The 15,097-nt window shown below is 56.5% G+C and carries 13 protein-coding genes; 3 read left to right on the top strand and 10 right to left on the bottom strand.

The features are described 5' to 3' along the window. Positions 1 to 269 precede the first annotated feature (269 nt). A complete protein-coding gene (locus tag M8Q36_RS18685; protein WP_249881901.1) occupies positions 270 to 1,193 on the bottom strand; it encodes a LysR family transcriptional regulator in 924 nt (307 codons plus the stop codon). Between the two features lie 128 nt (positions 1,194 to 1,321). Here M8Q36_RS18685 and M8Q36_RS18680 point away from each other — a divergent pair, with 128 nt between their 5' ends. Next, positions 1,322 to 2,719: an MFS transporter gene (locus tag M8Q36_RS18680; protein ID WP_249881900.1), complete on the top strand. Its 1,398-nt coding sequence runs from the start codon at positions 1,322 to 1,324 to the stop codon at positions 2,717 to 2,719. Here the strand turns inward: M8Q36_RS18680 and M8Q36_RS18675 are convergent. The 4 genes from M8Q36_RS18675 to M8Q36_RS18660 all read right to left on the bottom strand — a co-directional run bounded on the left by M8Q36_RS18675 (position 2,716) and on the right by M8Q36_RS18660 (position 4,890). After that, positions 2,716 to 3,321 (bottom strand): class I SAM-dependent DNA methyltransferase, encoded by a 606-nt coding sequence (locus M8Q36_RS18675; protein ID WP_249881899.1) that lies wholly within the window; start codon positions 3,319 to 3,321, stop codon positions 2,716 to 2,718. The genes M8Q36_RS18680 and M8Q36_RS18675 overlap by 4 nt on opposite strands. A 63-nt stretch (positions 3,322 to 3,384) precedes the next feature. Continuing rightward, on the bottom strand, positions 3,385 to 3,927 hold the full coding sequence (locus M8Q36_RS18670) for an NUDIX hydrolase (RefSeq protein ID WP_249881898.1): 543 nt from the start codon (positions 3,925 to 3,927) through the stop codon (positions 3,385 to 3,387). 152 nt (positions 3,928 to 4,079) lie between these two features. After that, the gene (locus M8Q36_RS18665; RefSeq protein ID WP_017456786.1) at positions 4,080 to 4,253 is read right to left on the bottom strand and encodes a hypothetical protein; all 174 of its coding nucleotides are present in this window, start codon (positions 4,251 to 4,253) and stop codon (positions 4,080 to 4,082) included. A 154-nt stretch (positions 4,254 to 4,407) separates the two neighbouring features. After that, positions 4,408 to 4,890, bottom strand: coding sequence for a GNAT family N-acetyltransferase (locus M8Q36_RS18660; protein ID WP_249881897.1), 483 nt, complete (start codon positions 4,888 to 4,890; stop codon positions 4,408 to 4,410). A gap of 346 nt (positions 4,891 to 5,236) precedes the next feature. Here M8Q36_RS18660 and M8Q36_RS18655 point away from each other — a divergent pair, with 346 nt between their 5' ends. Continuing rightward, positions 5,237 to 5,857 (top strand): response regulator transcription factor, encoded by a 621-nt coding sequence (locus M8Q36_RS18655; RefSeq protein WP_249881896.1) that lies wholly within the window; start codon positions 5,237 to 5,239, stop codon positions 5,855 to 5,857. Here the strand turns inward: M8Q36_RS18655 and M8Q36_RS18650 are convergent. From M8Q36_RS18650 to M8Q36_RS18630, 5 genes are read right to left on the bottom strand one after another with little or no spacing between them, the layout of a single operon-like run. Further along, on the bottom strand, positions 5,854 to 11,397 hold the full coding sequence (locus M8Q36_RS18650) for a trifunctional serine/threonine-protein kinase/ATP-binding protein/sensor histidine kinase (RefSeq protein ID WP_249881895.1): 5,544 nt from the start codon (positions 11,395 to 11,397) through the stop codon (positions 5,854 to 5,856). The two genes, M8Q36_RS18655 and M8Q36_RS18650, sit on opposite strands and share 4 nt — an antisense overlap. Then, the gene (locus tag M8Q36_RS18645) at positions 11,394 to 11,780 is read right to left on the bottom strand and encodes a response regulator transcription factor (RefSeq protein ID WP_045508422.1); all 387 of its coding nucleotides are present in this window, start codon (positions 11,778 to 11,780) and stop codon (positions 11,394 to 11,396) included. The genes M8Q36_RS18650 and M8Q36_RS18645 overlap by 4 nt, the downstream gene beginning before the upstream one ends. Positions 11,781 to 11,796: 16 nt before the next feature. After that, a complete protein-coding gene (locus tag M8Q36_RS18640; protein ID WP_045508421.1) occupies positions 11,797 to 12,060 on the bottom strand; it encodes a XapX domain-containing protein in 264 nt (87 codons plus the stop codon). A gap of 4 nt (positions 12,061 to 12,064) precedes the next feature. Further along, complete coding sequence (locus tag M8Q36_RS18635; protein WP_249881894.1) at positions 12,065 to 12,235, bottom strand: DUF1427 family protein; 171 nt, start codon at positions 12,233 to 12,235, stop codon at positions 12,065 to 12,067. Positions 12,236 to 12,293: 58 nt separating this feature from the next. Then, entirely contained in the window at positions 12,294 to 12,980 is a 687-nt protein-coding gene (locus M8Q36_RS18630) for a hydrolase (protein WP_016496081.1), read from the bottom strand. Positions 12,981 to 13,218: 238 nt separating this feature from the next. On the opposite strand from M8Q36_RS18630, the gene M8Q36_RS18625 reads away from it, so the two are divergent. Next, complete coding sequence (locus M8Q36_RS18625) at positions 13,219 to 15,093, top strand: amidohydrolase (protein ID WP_249881893.1); 1,875 nt, start codon at positions 13,219 to 13,221, stop codon at positions 15,091 to 15,093. Positions 15,094 to 15,097: the final 4 nt, after the last annotated feature.

Below are 15,097 nucleotides of genomic sequence, written 5' to 3'. Positions count from 1 at the left end.
TCGCACATGGAGAGATTGAATGACGCACCTTGTATTTTATCTCCGCCTTTTTCTCACTTTTATTCGGCTCGGTGGATAATTACACTCCGCAGATAACATCACTCCTCGGGTTAATATTCTTTTTACTAAATGTTAAATGGATAAATTCCGCACTGTTTTATCGGTCAATCGTGCTGTCGTTACATAATCTGGTCTGGCGAAAACAGTTAAAAATAGAGGCGCGACAAGCGCAAATTCTCAAACATTAATAACATCCTCGGGGGAAATGTTTACTTCCCCTTCTCATCCGGGATTAAACGCCGACACACTCCCAGCATAAACTGGCGCAACCAGCGATGCGCGGGATCGACTTCTGAACGCGGATGCCACAGTTGAGATACGGTAATGGCGCGCGTTTTTACCGGCAGCTCAAACATTGCCACTCCCTGCCTGGTCGCAGGGTTGAGAAGAAATGAGGCCGGGATAAGTGCGATAAGATCGGACGCACGCGCCACGGCTAACGCCGCAGGGAAACCCGGTACCACGGCGGCAATTTTCCTGCGCACGCCCTGCTCTGCCAACCCTTCATCGACAGGGCCGCTTGTTAACCCACGACGTGATGCCACGACATGGCTCCAGGCGACATACTCGTTGATCGTCATCTCATTAAGTTGCGCCAGCGGATGCGTATCTCTGACGACGCCCACAAAGCGATCCCGGAACAGTGCCTGCACGCGGATTTCTGGCCCCATTTCGCTCAGTACGCCAATTTCCAGATCGACCCGTCCTTCCCGCAAGGCACTGGAGCCTTTCTCCGGCTTTGGCGTAAACCGCAGCATTACGCCTGGCGCGGCAGTCGCCATTTCCGCAATCAGCGTTGGGCCGAATGCTTCAACAAAACCATCGTTGGCACGCAGGGTAAACATCTGCTCCAGCGAGGCAATATTGAGCTCGGGTTGTGCGGGTCGCAGCAACGCCCGTGCCTCGAAAACGGCGTTGTGCGTGCGTGTCTGAAGCGTTTCTGCATAAGGCGTCAGCACCATATTGCGCCCGGCGCGCACTAATAACGGGTCGCCAGTGGTTTCCCGCAGACGGCTAAGTGTTCGGCTCATCGCCGAGGCACTCAAACCAAGCCGCCGCGCTGCTGCCGCCACACTGCGCTCGGCAATCAGCACATCCAGTGCAACTAACAAATTCAGATCGGGTTCACTCATCGTCATGTCCATAACAGAAGGATCAGATATGGCGTTTACTGCAATGTATTAATGCAAATGCTGCGCCTTCCGCCATATATTCCGCGAAATTATAGTTACCGCAAGCACAAAATCAGCAGAGGTTGTTTATGACACTATTTTTGGATAAACCCGGCGATGAAGGATTGCCAGGGCGCGAGCGGTTGCTGGCCATGATTGCGGTGATGACCAGTACCACAATGGCGGTGTTTGATGGCTCGATGGTGAATATCGCCTTGCCACAAATTGCGCGGGCATTAGATGTCACCGCCGCAGAAGCTATTTGGGTGGCGAATGGCTATCTGCTCTCCGCCGCCATGACGCTGGCAATCTTCGCCGCATTAGCTGCGCATATTGGCTTTCGCCGATTATTCGCTGCCGGGCTGGGCCTCTTCACGCTGGCGTCGCTGGGCTGCGCGCTGTCGCAATCGCTGGAAACACTAGTCGCGATGCGTATCCTGCAAGGGATTGGCGGGGCGGCAACACTCAGCATTGCACCGGCGATTTTACGCTCGGTCTTTCCCAATCGGCTGCTGGGGCGAATTCTCGGAATGAATGCACTGCTAATCGCTTCGAGTACCGCTATTGCGCCGGTACTGGGCGGCACCCTGCTGGCAACGTTAAGCTGGCAATGGCTTTTCGCCATTAACCTTCCGCTGGGCATCCTTGCCCTGCGCTTCACATTACGGGTGATCCCGGCTGCAACCTCTGCGCTGCGCGGGCCATTTGATACGCCGGGTGCGCTGCTTTCGGCTCTTATGCTGGGCTCGGTAGTAATGGCATCGAGCGCCAGAACAGGGCTAACTGCCTTGAGTTACGGGTTTGTTGGGCTGGCTGCCGGGGCATTGTTTGTTTTGCGCCAGCGCCAGGCATTGCAGCCGCTGATGCCGCTGACGCTTTTTGCCTCGCCGCGTTTTTCGCTGGCGGCACTGACATCGCTGGCCTCTTTTGTCAGCCAGGGGATGACGTTTGTCGCCCTGCCGTTCTTGTTTCAGAGCGTGTATGGTTACAGCGCGTTGACCTCGGCGCTGCTGTTTACCGCCTGGCCTGTTGGTATCATGCTGGTTGCGCCCCATGCCGGGCGGCTTGCTGACCGCTACGCACCTTCCTTAATTGCCACCGTCGGTCTGTGCCTTTTTGCGGTGGGATTAATTTTGCTGGCGCGATTACCGCATAATCCGCCGGTGTGGGATGTCAGCCTGCGCAGCCTGATCTGTGGCATTGGCTTCGGTTGTTTCCAGAGCCCGAATAATAAAGAGATGATGGCGAACGCCTCAAGGGAGCACAGCGGGTACGCGTCCGGCGTACTGGCGATTATGCGCACGTTCGGCCAGTGTCTTGGCGCGGCGCTGCTTGGCGGGATACTTGCGCTCTATGCCCCTTCCGGCAATGTGGAGCAGGAGGCTTTTGCGGTCCGGCTTGGCTTAGGGCTGGCCGCTGGCGCGACGCTCCTGGCGATCCTCTTTAGCCTGAGCCGCATCCGGCAGATATCGGCATCGCCGCTTTAGCGAACGCGTTGCGCCAGCCATACGGTATGCCCGGCGCAGTGCGGATCTTCCTGAACCATCCCGATAACCTCGAAACCGTGATTTGCTAATAACGCGCGGTATTCGTCAGGTGCGAGACTGGCATGGAACAACGGTTCACCGGCAAACTGCCCCATTGCGATCCCGTGATCGGTTCCGCTGGTGAACATTAACGCGCTGCCCACATGGCTGTGTTCGGCAAAACGATCGAACATGTTGCGTTGATCCTCATGCGTCAGGTGAAAAAAGCTGTCCCAGGCCAGAAGCCCATCGAAGGTTTCGCCGAGCGATAGCTTGCGCATGTCCTGCTGGATCCAGTGTTGAGCGGGAAACTGCTGACGCGCACGTTCCAGCATTGCGCTTGCGCCATCAACACCGGTGAGTTGAAAACCCTGGCGGATAAACCAGCCCGCAATCGGCTGCCCGTTACCGCACCCGACATCGACAATGCTGCCAGCATCAGGAAGCAGGTTGGCGAATTTTTCCAGCCAGTGTTTTTCAAACAACAACTGCGAGCGCTGCTCAGCAAATGTTTGAGCGTGGCGTTGATAGATCGAAAGAATATGTTGTGCGGCACTGTTCATGTTTATCTCGCGTTAACCCAGAGATTCGACGCATGCGGGTGTGATGAAAGCAAAATGCCTGCGCTATTCCAGCATGCCTTTGAGCTTTGCCAGTAAGTACGCGGTGACTGACGTGGCATCGCTGATCTCTCCTGCACAAATCAACGATTCAAATTCTTTCAGGGTAATTTTGCGCGTCGTCAGACCAAACTCTTCAGGATCCAGTTCCTGCTGCTGATGTACCAACGCTTCAGCGAGGAAAATATGGTAACCCTGGCTGGAGTAGCCCTGTGCCAGCTTCTGATACCCAACATGGCGTATCTTTCCCGCCACCAGCCCGGTTTCCTCGCGCAGTTCACCGGCTGCCACACGCAGAGGCTCCGCCTGCGGCGCGCATTCCCATGCGCCTTGCGGCAGCTCAATGGTGTGCTTGCCCAGTGGATAGCGGAACTGCTCAACCACATACAGGCTGTCACCTTCGCGGGCGATAATCACGACAAAATCGGCTTTTTCAACCACGGAGTAAATACCTTCGTTCCCATCTGCCCGCAGGATTTTGTCTTCGCGCAGACGCATCCATTTGTTGCGGTACACTTCGGTTGTGGCAAGCGTTTTAATCGCCGACATCACGGCTCTCCCTGTTGGTTTTCAGACGTGAAGAGTAACATGTGAATAGCGTAAGCGGGGGAATCTATTTGGCGCAGGAATAGGTTTCAGAGAAATCGGCGGTGGAGAAATAGAGGGGATATTAACATTAATATCCCCTTTGCTATATCGGCTTATGGCACGCCATCGCAATTACAGGCTGCGCCGCCCTCGCCCGCCTGGCACAGGATCTGGCACATGCAGTTCCAGTCCATTTCGCCATTCACCTCACATTCAGTCTGGCTGGCGGCGAAGACATTCATTGATAAACCAAATAATAAAATGGAAAGTAATGCACGGATTTTCATAAAAAGTCCCTTTATGTGATGAATCATGAAATAAAGCCACGCGATAGCGCAGCGTTATTATTATAGGACGGTATTCTATGATGAAGTGTTAAGTAACCTGTTTATTTTAATAGGAATTTTCTTCTCATTAATCCATTTCTTGAATAAATGTTCTTTATCTATCAACAGGAAAATTATATTCCATTTCAATGCAGCGTAATTCCGCGCGCGCCAGCGTAGAGGGGTAAAGACTTTCCCGTAATATGACAAACCCCTGCTTTTGATAGAAACCACAGGCGTTGGGCGTTGATGCCAGCGTGATGCGTACCAAACCGCGCTTTGTGGCTTCCTGTTTAATCGCCTCTATTATCTGCGTCGCCAGTCCCTTTCCTTCCCACTCGGGCAACGTGAAAATGGCCTCCACGCTGGCGTTGGCGAGATCGAGAAAACCCGTGGCAACGGGCTTATCATCTACCGTGGTTGCAACATAAAAAGGGTTGTTGGTAATCATCATACGCTGGCTTTCCGGCATTTTATCCGGTGTCCAGGCGGCGATAACCTTGTCCTCATACACGCCTTTGCAACCGTGGCGGATAGCCTGGTTACGGATCTGCCATATCACTTCAGCCTCTTCGGGCCGGGCCAGTCTGAGTTGCATCGTTATCCCCTTTTCTCATCATAAAAAAACGGCAAAGCACGTGCGAAAAGTTCTGAATTTTGAGTATTAACTTGTCAACCCGTCGCTGCGGTTTCGGTTGACGAGATAGTGGCGTAAAAACAGGTGAGCAAAATTCATACAGCATTCAAACTCTTATCGGGCATAACATATGCTCGCCTGTCGTGATTTCTCACATTACACATCATGTATATCACCGGATAAAAAGCCCACATTGGATGTGGAAATGTCAATTATTTCATCCAGTTAAATTTTGTGTTATCTGTATGTTATGCACAATCACGGCGTGCTTTTCTTGCGTGCCGTTTCCTACCGAGGCTGATAGATAATGGAACCTATCGTATATGTTGTCGATGATGATAACGCCGTCAGACGATCAATTGTCCGGCTACTGGCAGCAGAAGGTTACCGCGCCATTGATTTCGCCTCTGCGGAATCTTTTCTCACTCACCCGCTGGTTTCCGTACCCTCTTGTTTGATTCTGGATTTGAATATGCCGGTTGCGGACGGTTTCGATGTCGCCAGCGCGTTAAAAGATCGCGGACGCGAACTGCCAATAATCTTTCTGACCGGCTATGGCACCATCCCGCTGACCGTGCGGGCCATGAAAGCTGGGGCGCGTGAGTTTTTAACGAAGCCGGTTGAGTCCGAACGTCTGCTGTCGGCGGTCGCGGATGCGCTGACGGTTGCGGCGCAAGATTTCGAGCAACAACAGGAAAACTTTGCCCTCAAGCAGCGCCACTTATCCCTGACGCCGCGTGAGCAGGAAGTGTTTGAACTGGCGATCAGCGGCTTGCTTAACAAGCAGATTGCTGCCGAGCTGGGCGTCAGCGAAATCACCGTTAAAGTCCATCGCCGCCGGGTGATGGACAAAATGCAGGCCCGCTCGCTGGCAGATCTGGGACATGCCGCAAGCCACCTGCATATCGCTAAATCCCGCAGCCGCTAATCCGCAGCCACCGGCAAGGTGAAGGCAAACACGCTGCCGAACGGCAGTCTGGATTTCGCCGTTAGCTTGCCTTTATGCCGCTCGATAATGGCATAACTGATGGTCAATCCCATGCCCATACCCTGCGCTTTGGTGGTATAGAACGACTCAAACAGCCGCGCCTGCACTTCTGTACTCATCCCGCTTCCGGTATCCGCAATCTGGCAAATCACCTCTTGCGGATTCTGCGTTAGTGTTGAGAGCGTTAACACACGCGGGCGTGCGTCGATGTCCGCCATCGCTTCAACGGCATTCATCACCAGGTTAAGCAGCACCTGCTGGATCTGCACGCTATCGCCATAAATAAAGCTGTTGTGCGCCTCCAGCGCATACTCAACCGCTATCTGCCGCCGCGCCAGCTCGCTGCGGGAAAGCGTCATGATATGGCGCAGTAAGAAATGCAGATCGATGCGCTCAAACACCGGCTCCTGCCTGCGCGTCAGCGATTGCAGGCTACGGATCACCTCTCCGGCGCGCTGCCCTTCGCTGATAATCTCCTCCAGACCAACGCGCACATTATCGACCGGGATCGGCGAGCGATTAAGCCAGCGCAGGCTGGCACCGGCGTTGGAGACAATCGACATCAGCGGCTGGTTAATTTCATGGGCAATCGATGAGGTTAACTGCCCGACGGTGGTGGCGCGGGATACCCGCGCCAGCTCGGCCTGAGCGACGCGCACGGCATCTTCGCTCTGCCGCTGGGCGGTAATATCGGTAATGGTGCCAAAATATTCATGCACCTCATCACCGGAAGAGACCGGATCGCCGATGCCAAGGATATACCGGCACTCGCCATCGGTGCGGATAATGCGAAACTCCGCCTGCATGGTGAGCCCCTGCGCAACGCTGCGGGTGACCAGCGCGCTGATATGCGGATGATCGTCCGGGTGAACAAAGGTTAAAAACTCGGCCATGGAGATCAGTTTGCGCTTCTCGTCCAGCCCGAGGATGCGCGCATACTCATCCGACATATGCATCAAATCCTGTTCCAGCTCCCAGCGCCAGGTTCCGGTGTGGCTGATTTGTTCGCCCAGCATCAGCGAGGTCTGGCTGGCGCGCAGCTCCTTTTCGACGCGCCGACGCTGCATGTTCTCTTCCACCAGCTTGGCATACAGCCGCGCGGTCTCCAGCGACACCGCAGCATGTGCGCCAAGCAGGTTCACGACGCGTGACTGGCCGGCGGTAAACATCTCCGGCATCAGGCGGTTTTCCAGATATAACACCCCCACCAGCCGCGCCTGTTTGAACATCGGCACACACATCACCGCCGCCCCGGAAGAGACCAGATAGGGATCCTGACTAAACGGGCTGTACTCTTCCGGCCGACCGGTACGGATCTCTTGTCCGGTGCGGATCACGGCCGCCAGCACCGATAACGGCATATCTGTCGCCAGCGGCATCTCTTTCATCACCCGTACCAGCACACCCTCTTTACTGGTGTGCGCGCTGGCTTCGATTTCCGCAATGTTGTCATCAAGTACGCGAATAAGTAAGCCGCGCTGCGCACCGGCACGCTCCAGCAGCATGGTCATCAGGATCTGAATCAACCGTTCGAGGTTGATCTCCTCAGATAAGGCGCGGGAGGCTTTGATAATGCTTTGCAGATCGCGTATTTCATCGTTCTGCGCAAAGGATATGGTGTCATAGGGTGTACTTTCCACGGGCGTGAAAAGATGAGGATGCTCCTGCTGCAAATGACGAACTTTGGCCTGCGCCCCGGCGCGTCCCCAGGCGGCCATCGCGCCGCGAAAATATGCGTCGGCTGCGGTCTGGTATCCACAAGAGAGCGCAAAACGCCCCGCCAGCTCATGCGCCAGCGCATTGCTGGGGTTAAAACCGGCTTCGCGGGACAGCGTAATCGCCTTCTCATACTGTTCGAGCGCGATGCTGTTCATGCCGTCGAGGCGCACAATTTCCGCGTACACCAGCGCTTCTTTATCGCTGAAGGTTCCCGGATTGACACGCGCCCAGCGGGCGATTTTGTTGTAGTGCTGGTTCAGCCGCAGGCGGTGCTCAGCGGAAAATGTCTCTGGCGTAAGTTGCATCGACAGTGCGAGCGCGCTGTAAAGGTGATAATCCAGCAGACTGATATGCCCCGGTGCGGACCAGGCATGTTTTCCCGCCTCTTTCAGACACGATTCCGCACGGGAACAGGCCCCGGTGAAAAAGTGCGCCATCCCGCGATAGAGCCAGAACCAGAACAGCATCGTGGCGGGCGGTGTCGGTGGCAGCAGCGATCGGGGCAGGATTTCTTTGCCGCTTAACATACTATCCGGCTGTCGCAGATACTCGACAAAGTGACGTTGTAACAGAAGCAGATGATCCATGTCCGAATACTGGGTTTCACGAATAAAAGCCAGACCGCGATCGATATGGCTTAACACCGTGTCGAGGTGATCGCCGCGACTCATGGCGTTGATCACCTGGCGAAAAGCAGCAAAACAGGCAATCGTCAGATCGCCATGCGCAACGGCCGCGGTAAAACAGGCGTTAGCGCACTCCACGCTTCGCGACAGCGGTTGTGTCCAGACACAACTACGCCCCAGCGGCACCAGCGCTTTTGCGGCAAATTCATGTAAACCGTGGCGCGTCACCAGCTCCTGCGCCAGTACGCTGTAACGGTAGCCCAGTTCATACTCTTCATAGCGTTCACCGAGCAGCACCCCAAACCAGGCCAGTGCCGAGGTGGATGCGCCGGTCAGCCCGCGTTCCAGCGTCAGTTGCAGCATCTGGCACAGCAACAGGAAATGCAGGCGCGGACAATTAAAACTGGCATACAAACTGGCGCTTGCCAGCAGGTTCATCAGCGCGTCGGTTTCCTGGTGGTTCATGCGCGGCAGCGCGGTGAACAGATGCGCAGGATTGTCGCCAACACGCGCATGCATCTCCTGCCATGCATGATCGCAGGCCGCATCGTCAGGATAACGGCTGAGGTGAATGCCAAACACGGTCAACCAGCTGAGCGTTGTTTCCAGCGCAAGCTGATAACCGGACTGGCGAATATGCACTTCTGCCAGCAATGTCGCAGCCTGCGCCTTTTCCGTCAGCCCGCCGGGCGAAGCCAGTAACCGTTCGCACAGACCGCGCGCGGTTGAGAGGTTGCCGAGCAAAAACTCACAGGCGGTCTCCTCCAGCGACAGCGCAAAATCATGCCCCGTCTCAGTACGAAGCCGCTGCGCGAGATGTAAATAGTTCAAGGCAGAGGTGTAGTCACCGGTGTGTTTTGCCCGCCTGGCGGCAAGCAGGCTCAGTTCACTGAAGCGCTGGCGTTGCGGCGGCAAAATGTCGTCGCCAGCGGCATTGATGTGGTGAATGGCGCGAAACAGCAGCTCGTTGCCCGGGGCTTCGGCTGCCGTTTGCGCCAGTAGCGTGGCCGTGGCCAGATGCAACTGGCGGCAATATGCAGGCTCCAGCAGTGCGCAGGCAACCTCGTGGATCCGTTCATGGGTAAATGTGTATTCGGCGGCGTTAAGCGTGACCAGTTGTACCGTGAGCGCAGGATGCAGGCGGTAATGCACCTCGCCGGCTGAAAGGTTCAGCACACGGCTTATTAATGTGATATCGCCCGCGCTGCCAAGACAGGCCATGCTCCCGAGCAGAATACGCGTTTCAGGCGGCATTTGCGCCAGCTGCTGGAGCAGTAAGTCGGGGACGTTTTCGCGGTGGTAGCGGGTGCTAATCGCCGCCAGGTCATACTGCCATTTTCCCTGGTAGCTGTTATGGCTCACCAGACCGTCTTCGGTAATACGCTTAAAGAACTCATGGACGAACAGCGGATTGCCGCCGGTTTTTTCATGGATCAGTTTTGCCAGCTCAAGGGTCGATGCCGGGCGCGTCTGAAAAACGGTCGCCAGCCAGCGCGAGATAGCTTTTACCGAGCGCGGCTGCGGCACGCACTCCATCACGCGGCTGGCGGCGCTACGCAAGCGGGCCAGCGCGGTGGCAAACGCCGGATCGTCTAACGAGGCTAAGTCGCGGTGTGAAACCACCATCAACAGCGGCAATGCATGGCTGTGTTGTAACAGGTATTCCAGTAAATGCAGGCTGGCGTCATCGATCCAGTGCAGGTTATCGATAAGGATGATCAGCGGGCAACCCGGTGTGGCGAAAACATTCACCAGGCGCAGCACCATGTGGTTGAACCGCGCGCGTGAATCGAGTGACAAGGTGTCGACAAACAGCACGGGTTTACTGTTAATCAGCAGCCCCAGCTCCGGCGCGAGGCTCACCGCCAGCGCTTCATAACCTGTGAGCGCGCTGCTGAGCCGCGCCTTCCAGCGCGCCACTTCTTCTGCGGGCAAACCCAGTAAATGCAGCGCCAGCGAGCGGAAAGCGGCCGTCAGGACACCCAGCGGCAGAATCGCAGAGTTTTGTTCTACCTTCCCGAGCGCAATAAGCGACGGGCGACTCTGAAAAGCCTTTAACGATGAGGCCATCAGCGACGATTTCCCCATCCCGATGGGACCGCTGATGGTAACCAGCGTTTGCGTACCGCTTTGCACAACCGCATCCAGCGCGTCTGCCAGCGCTTTGGCCTGCGGATGGGCGCGATACAACGTGTTAGCAAAATGCAGTGCCGGTGAGCGATCCTGTAGACCCGGCGTAAAGTGGGCTATCCCGCCACCGGTCGTTAACGTCGCCTGGCAACGGCGCAAATCCGCCATCAGGCCATCGACCGTCTGGTAACGTTTTTCCGGCGATTTTGCCAGCAGCTTCAACACAATGGTGGAGAGCATCTCCGGCACCCCGTCGCGCAGGCTATGCGGCGGCGCAGGTTCAGACGCAATGTGGTGCAACACCCATTCCGCCTGCCCGCCTTCGCTGAGATCGAACGGCAACGTGCCGGTCAACAGCTCATAAAAGACAATGCCCAGACTGTAGAGATCGCTGCGGTTGTCCACGGCGTGATGGGTGCGCGTGGTGTGTTCCGGTGACATGTAGGCCAGCGTACCGCCGGAAAGCGGCAGCCAGCTCTGCGCCGGTTCCCCGACGGTACTGGTCGTCAGACCAAACCCGCCCAGCCGGCAGCCCTCATCGGTGAGAAAAATATTGCCGGGTTTAATATCGCCATGGATCAGGTTGCTCTGGTGCATCTGGCGCAGCGGCGTGCAGACACGCAGGGTCAGTTCAAGCCAACTGGCGATACACGCCATCGGCTGGCTGGTCAGACGGGTGAGCGGTTGAAAGGCGAATGTGGGATAAACCAGCGCGACGCGGCCGTGATACTGCGTGCTGGCAACGGGTTTTACCGCCCAGCGGCTATCAAGCTGCGGGCAGAGCGCCAATTCGTTGTTCAGCAACTGGCTGGCGCGCGGCTCGGCATCGTCGCTCACTGCCGTGGCAAGAATGAAAGCATCGCTCGCCCACGGGTAGTGTGCATTCATCCAGACAATGCAGCCCTCCTGCGCCAGCGGCGTGTAAATAGCATCGTCCTGGAGGGTAAACGGTTGGTTTTCGGCCACCCTCAGCGGCCACGGCGGTGATTTTGCGTTTCCGGTCATGGCGTCTCTTCACCTCCCGCCAGCGTGCGCGAAATATGGTCAAGCAACATGTCGATATCGATCGGTTTATGCAAAAAAGCAACGGCACCGGGTTGCCCCGCGAACCGTTGCCAGGTTTCATCGTCGTGACCGGAAATAAATATCAGCGGCGGCGGGCACGGGTTACATTGCAGTTTCTCGTAGAGCGCCGCCCCACTCATGCCTTTGAGTTTAATGTCGGCAATCACCAGTGCGGTTTGCCGCTGCGCGCTACCATCGTTGAGGAAGGCCTCGGCGGACGCGAAGGTCAGCGTGGCGTACCCGGCCGATTGCAGCAAATTGCTTAACCCGCTACGCACGGACGGTTCATCATCAACAATGGCAATACGCAGGGTGTGCGTCATGGTTATCCTCGGGGCATTAATCCCGGCGCGGCGGTGCGTCCGGCGGTTCAGGTTGCGGCGTACCGCTAATCTTTGGCACACACTCATGGCGAAACCATGCCATGGTTAACGGTTGCCGGGCAAGTAACCGACGGGTAATCGGAACCAGTTGCTCTCCCACCAGCATGCCGAATAACCCCAGCAAGGCAATCACCGGCGGCGCGGGGGAACGCGTTCCCAGTAAAGCATAAATCCCCCCGGCCAGAAGACCGACCAGGAGGGAGAGGATCCAGGATTTCATAGGCTCACCCCGCAGCAGCGTGTGTGATAAGTGTGCTGACGAGCTGTTCGCCCATCAACATACCAAGCAACCCGACCAGCGCAATCGCCGGTGGCGCGGGCGATCGCACCTTCAGCAAGGCGTACATCACGCCAATCAACACGCCTGTGGCGAGAGAGATAAGTCCAATGCTCATGGCATTCTCCTGCCGTGAAAGAGATAAGCTGACCGGCGTTAACCGGCCAGCAAGAGGCTTATTTCGCCGGAACCGGTGCCAGCGTGCGATGACCCGCTTTCGCGCGTGAAGGCGCTTTGTGCACCATGGTGTAGGCGTAATCGACGCCCATGCCGTATGCGCCGGAATGCTCTTTCACAATATTCATGACCGCGTCGTACGTTTCGCGGTGCGCCCAGTCACGCTGCCACTCCAGCATCACCTGCTGCCAGGTCACCGGGATCACGCCGGCCTGGATCATGCGCTGCATGGCGTAATCATGCGCCTCTTTCGAGGTGCCGCCGGAGGCATCTGCCACCATATAGATTTCGTAGTCACCTTCCAGCATGGCGCACAGTGCAAACGTGTTGTTGCACACTTCGGTCCACAAGCCGGACACCACGACTTTACGTTTGCCATTGGCTGCCAGTGCATCACGCACTTTCTGGTCATCCCAGGAGTTCATTGAGGTACGTTCCAGAATATCTTTCTCCGGGAACACATCCAGCAGTTCAGGATAGGTGTTGCCGGAGAAACTTTCGGTCTCGACGGTGGTGAAGATGGTCGGAATATTGAACACTTTGGCGGCTTTTGCCAGCGCGACGGTGTTGTTTTTCAGCACCTGGCGGTCAATAGATTGCACGCCAAACGCCATCTGCGGCTGGTGATCGATAAAGATTAACTGACAGTTCGCCGGGGTCAGAACTTCAAGCTTCGCGGTAGTCATACAAGCATCCTTAGAGGTTAAAGTGAGGAGTGTTACGTTACGTGCAGACAGCAACTCACGCGCCATCGCTATCGTTGGCTGTATGTTAGGTATCCCTCCCCGGCATAACTATTATCTGAAGGTATAACTATCCTTTCGTATACCTATACGTTCGTATAACTGTTCATTCTTTCCCAACGCTTAGCATAATCCGCCCAGACGCTTATCCGGCCCATGAGGCCGCCAGACTGGAGGAAGTATGGATTCGCTCGTACATGCAGAACTGATATTGCTGAATGGTCAGTTTCACACGGTTGATCGGGAAAACCCGTTCGCCGATGCGGTGGCTATCCGCGACGGAAAATTTGTCCAGGTGGGGACCGAAGCCGAGGTGATGGCTTACCGTGGTGAACGCACAAAAGTAGTGGATCTGAAAGGCCATACGGCGATCCCGGGGTTGAATGACTCGCACCTGCACCTGATTCGCGGCGGCCTTAATTACAACCTGGAACTGCGCTGGGAAGGTGTGCCGTCGCTGGCGGATGCCCTGCGTATGCTGAAAGAACAGGCGCTGCGCACACCTTCTCCGCAGTGGGTTCGCGTGGTGGGCGGCTGGACAGAGTTCCAGTTCGCCGAACGCCGTATGCCAACGCTGGACGAAATTAACGAGGCCGCGCCGGACACGCCGGTGTTTATCCTGCATCTGTATGATCGCGCCCTGCTCAACCGTGCGGCGCTGAACGTGGTGGGCTACACCAAAGACACGCCTAACCCGCCGGGCGGCGAAATTCAGCGCGACAGCAACGGCAACCCGACCGGGATGCTGATTGCGCGTCCAAACGCGATGATCCTCTACGCGACGCTGGCGAAAGGGCCAAAACTGCCGCTGGAGCAGCAGGTCAACTCCACGCGTCAGTTTATGCGTGAGCTGAATCGTCTGGGGTTGACCAGCGCTATTGACGCAGGCGGCGGTTTCCAGAACTACCCGGAAGATTACGAAGTGATCGCCGAACTGCACAGCAAACAGCAGATGACCATTCGCATCGCCTATAACCTGTTTACCCAGCGTCCGGGGCATGAGCTGGAAGATTTCGAAAAATGGACCGATATGTTAACGCCGGGCCAGGGCAGCGACTTTTTCCGCCACAACGGTGCCGGTGAAATGCTGGTGTTCTCCGCCGCCGATTTTGAAGATTTCCTTGAGCCGCGCCCGGATCTGGCGCCCGGTATGGAAGAGGAACTGGAGCGCGTGGTGCGCCATCTGGTTGAGCACCGCTGGCCGTTCCGCCTGCACGCCACCTATAACGAATCGATCAGCCGCATGCTGGATGTATTCGAAAAAGTGAACCGCGACATTCCGTTTAACGGTCTGCACTGGTTCTTTGACCATGCGGAAACCATCACCGAAGCCAATATTGAGCGTGTAAAAGCGCTCGGCGGCGGGATTGCGGTTCAGCATCGCATGGCCTTCCAGGGCGAATATTTCGCTGAACGCTACGGTTCGCAGGCCACCAAACAGACGCCGCCGGTGGCGAGAATGCTGGAAGCCGGGTTGCCGGTTGGTCTGGGCACCGACGCCACGCGCGTTGCCAGCTACAACCCGTGGACAGCGCTCTACTGGCTGGTTTCCGGGCGCACGGTTGGCGGTATGCAAATGTACGACCACAGCGCGCGTCTCGATCGCGATACCGCCCTGCTGCTCTGGACGCAAGGCAGCGCCTGGTTCTCCAGCGAACAGGGGAAAAAAGGCCAGATTAAAGTCGGTCAACTGGCCGATCTCGCCATCCTCAGCAAAGACTACTTCCGCGTACCTGAGGAGGAGATCAAAGGGATTGAATCGGTGCTGACGGTGGTCGGCGGTGAGATTGTTTATGCCGCTGGCGCGTTTGGTCCGCTGGCACCGCCGGCGATCCCGGTACTGCCAGACTGGTCGCCGGTGGTGAAGGTCCCTGGTCATTATCGCAGTGCGCCGCCGCAGGTCGCTCGTGTAGGTCAGGCGTCGGGCGTACACCACTGCTCTGGTCCGTGTGGGGTACATATCCATCAACACGATGTTGCACGCGGTGCCGCCATGCCGGTTTCCGATGAGAACGCCTTCTGGGGCGCGCTCGGTTGCAGCTGCTTTGCGTTCTGACATC

The organism is Kosakonia sp. R1.Fl, from assembly GCF_023516815.1.
GTDB lineage: Bacteria > Pseudomonadota > Gammaproteobacteria > Enterobacterales > Enterobacteriaceae > Kosakonia.
This window is presented reverse-complemented; position numbering and strand designations above follow the sequence as displayed.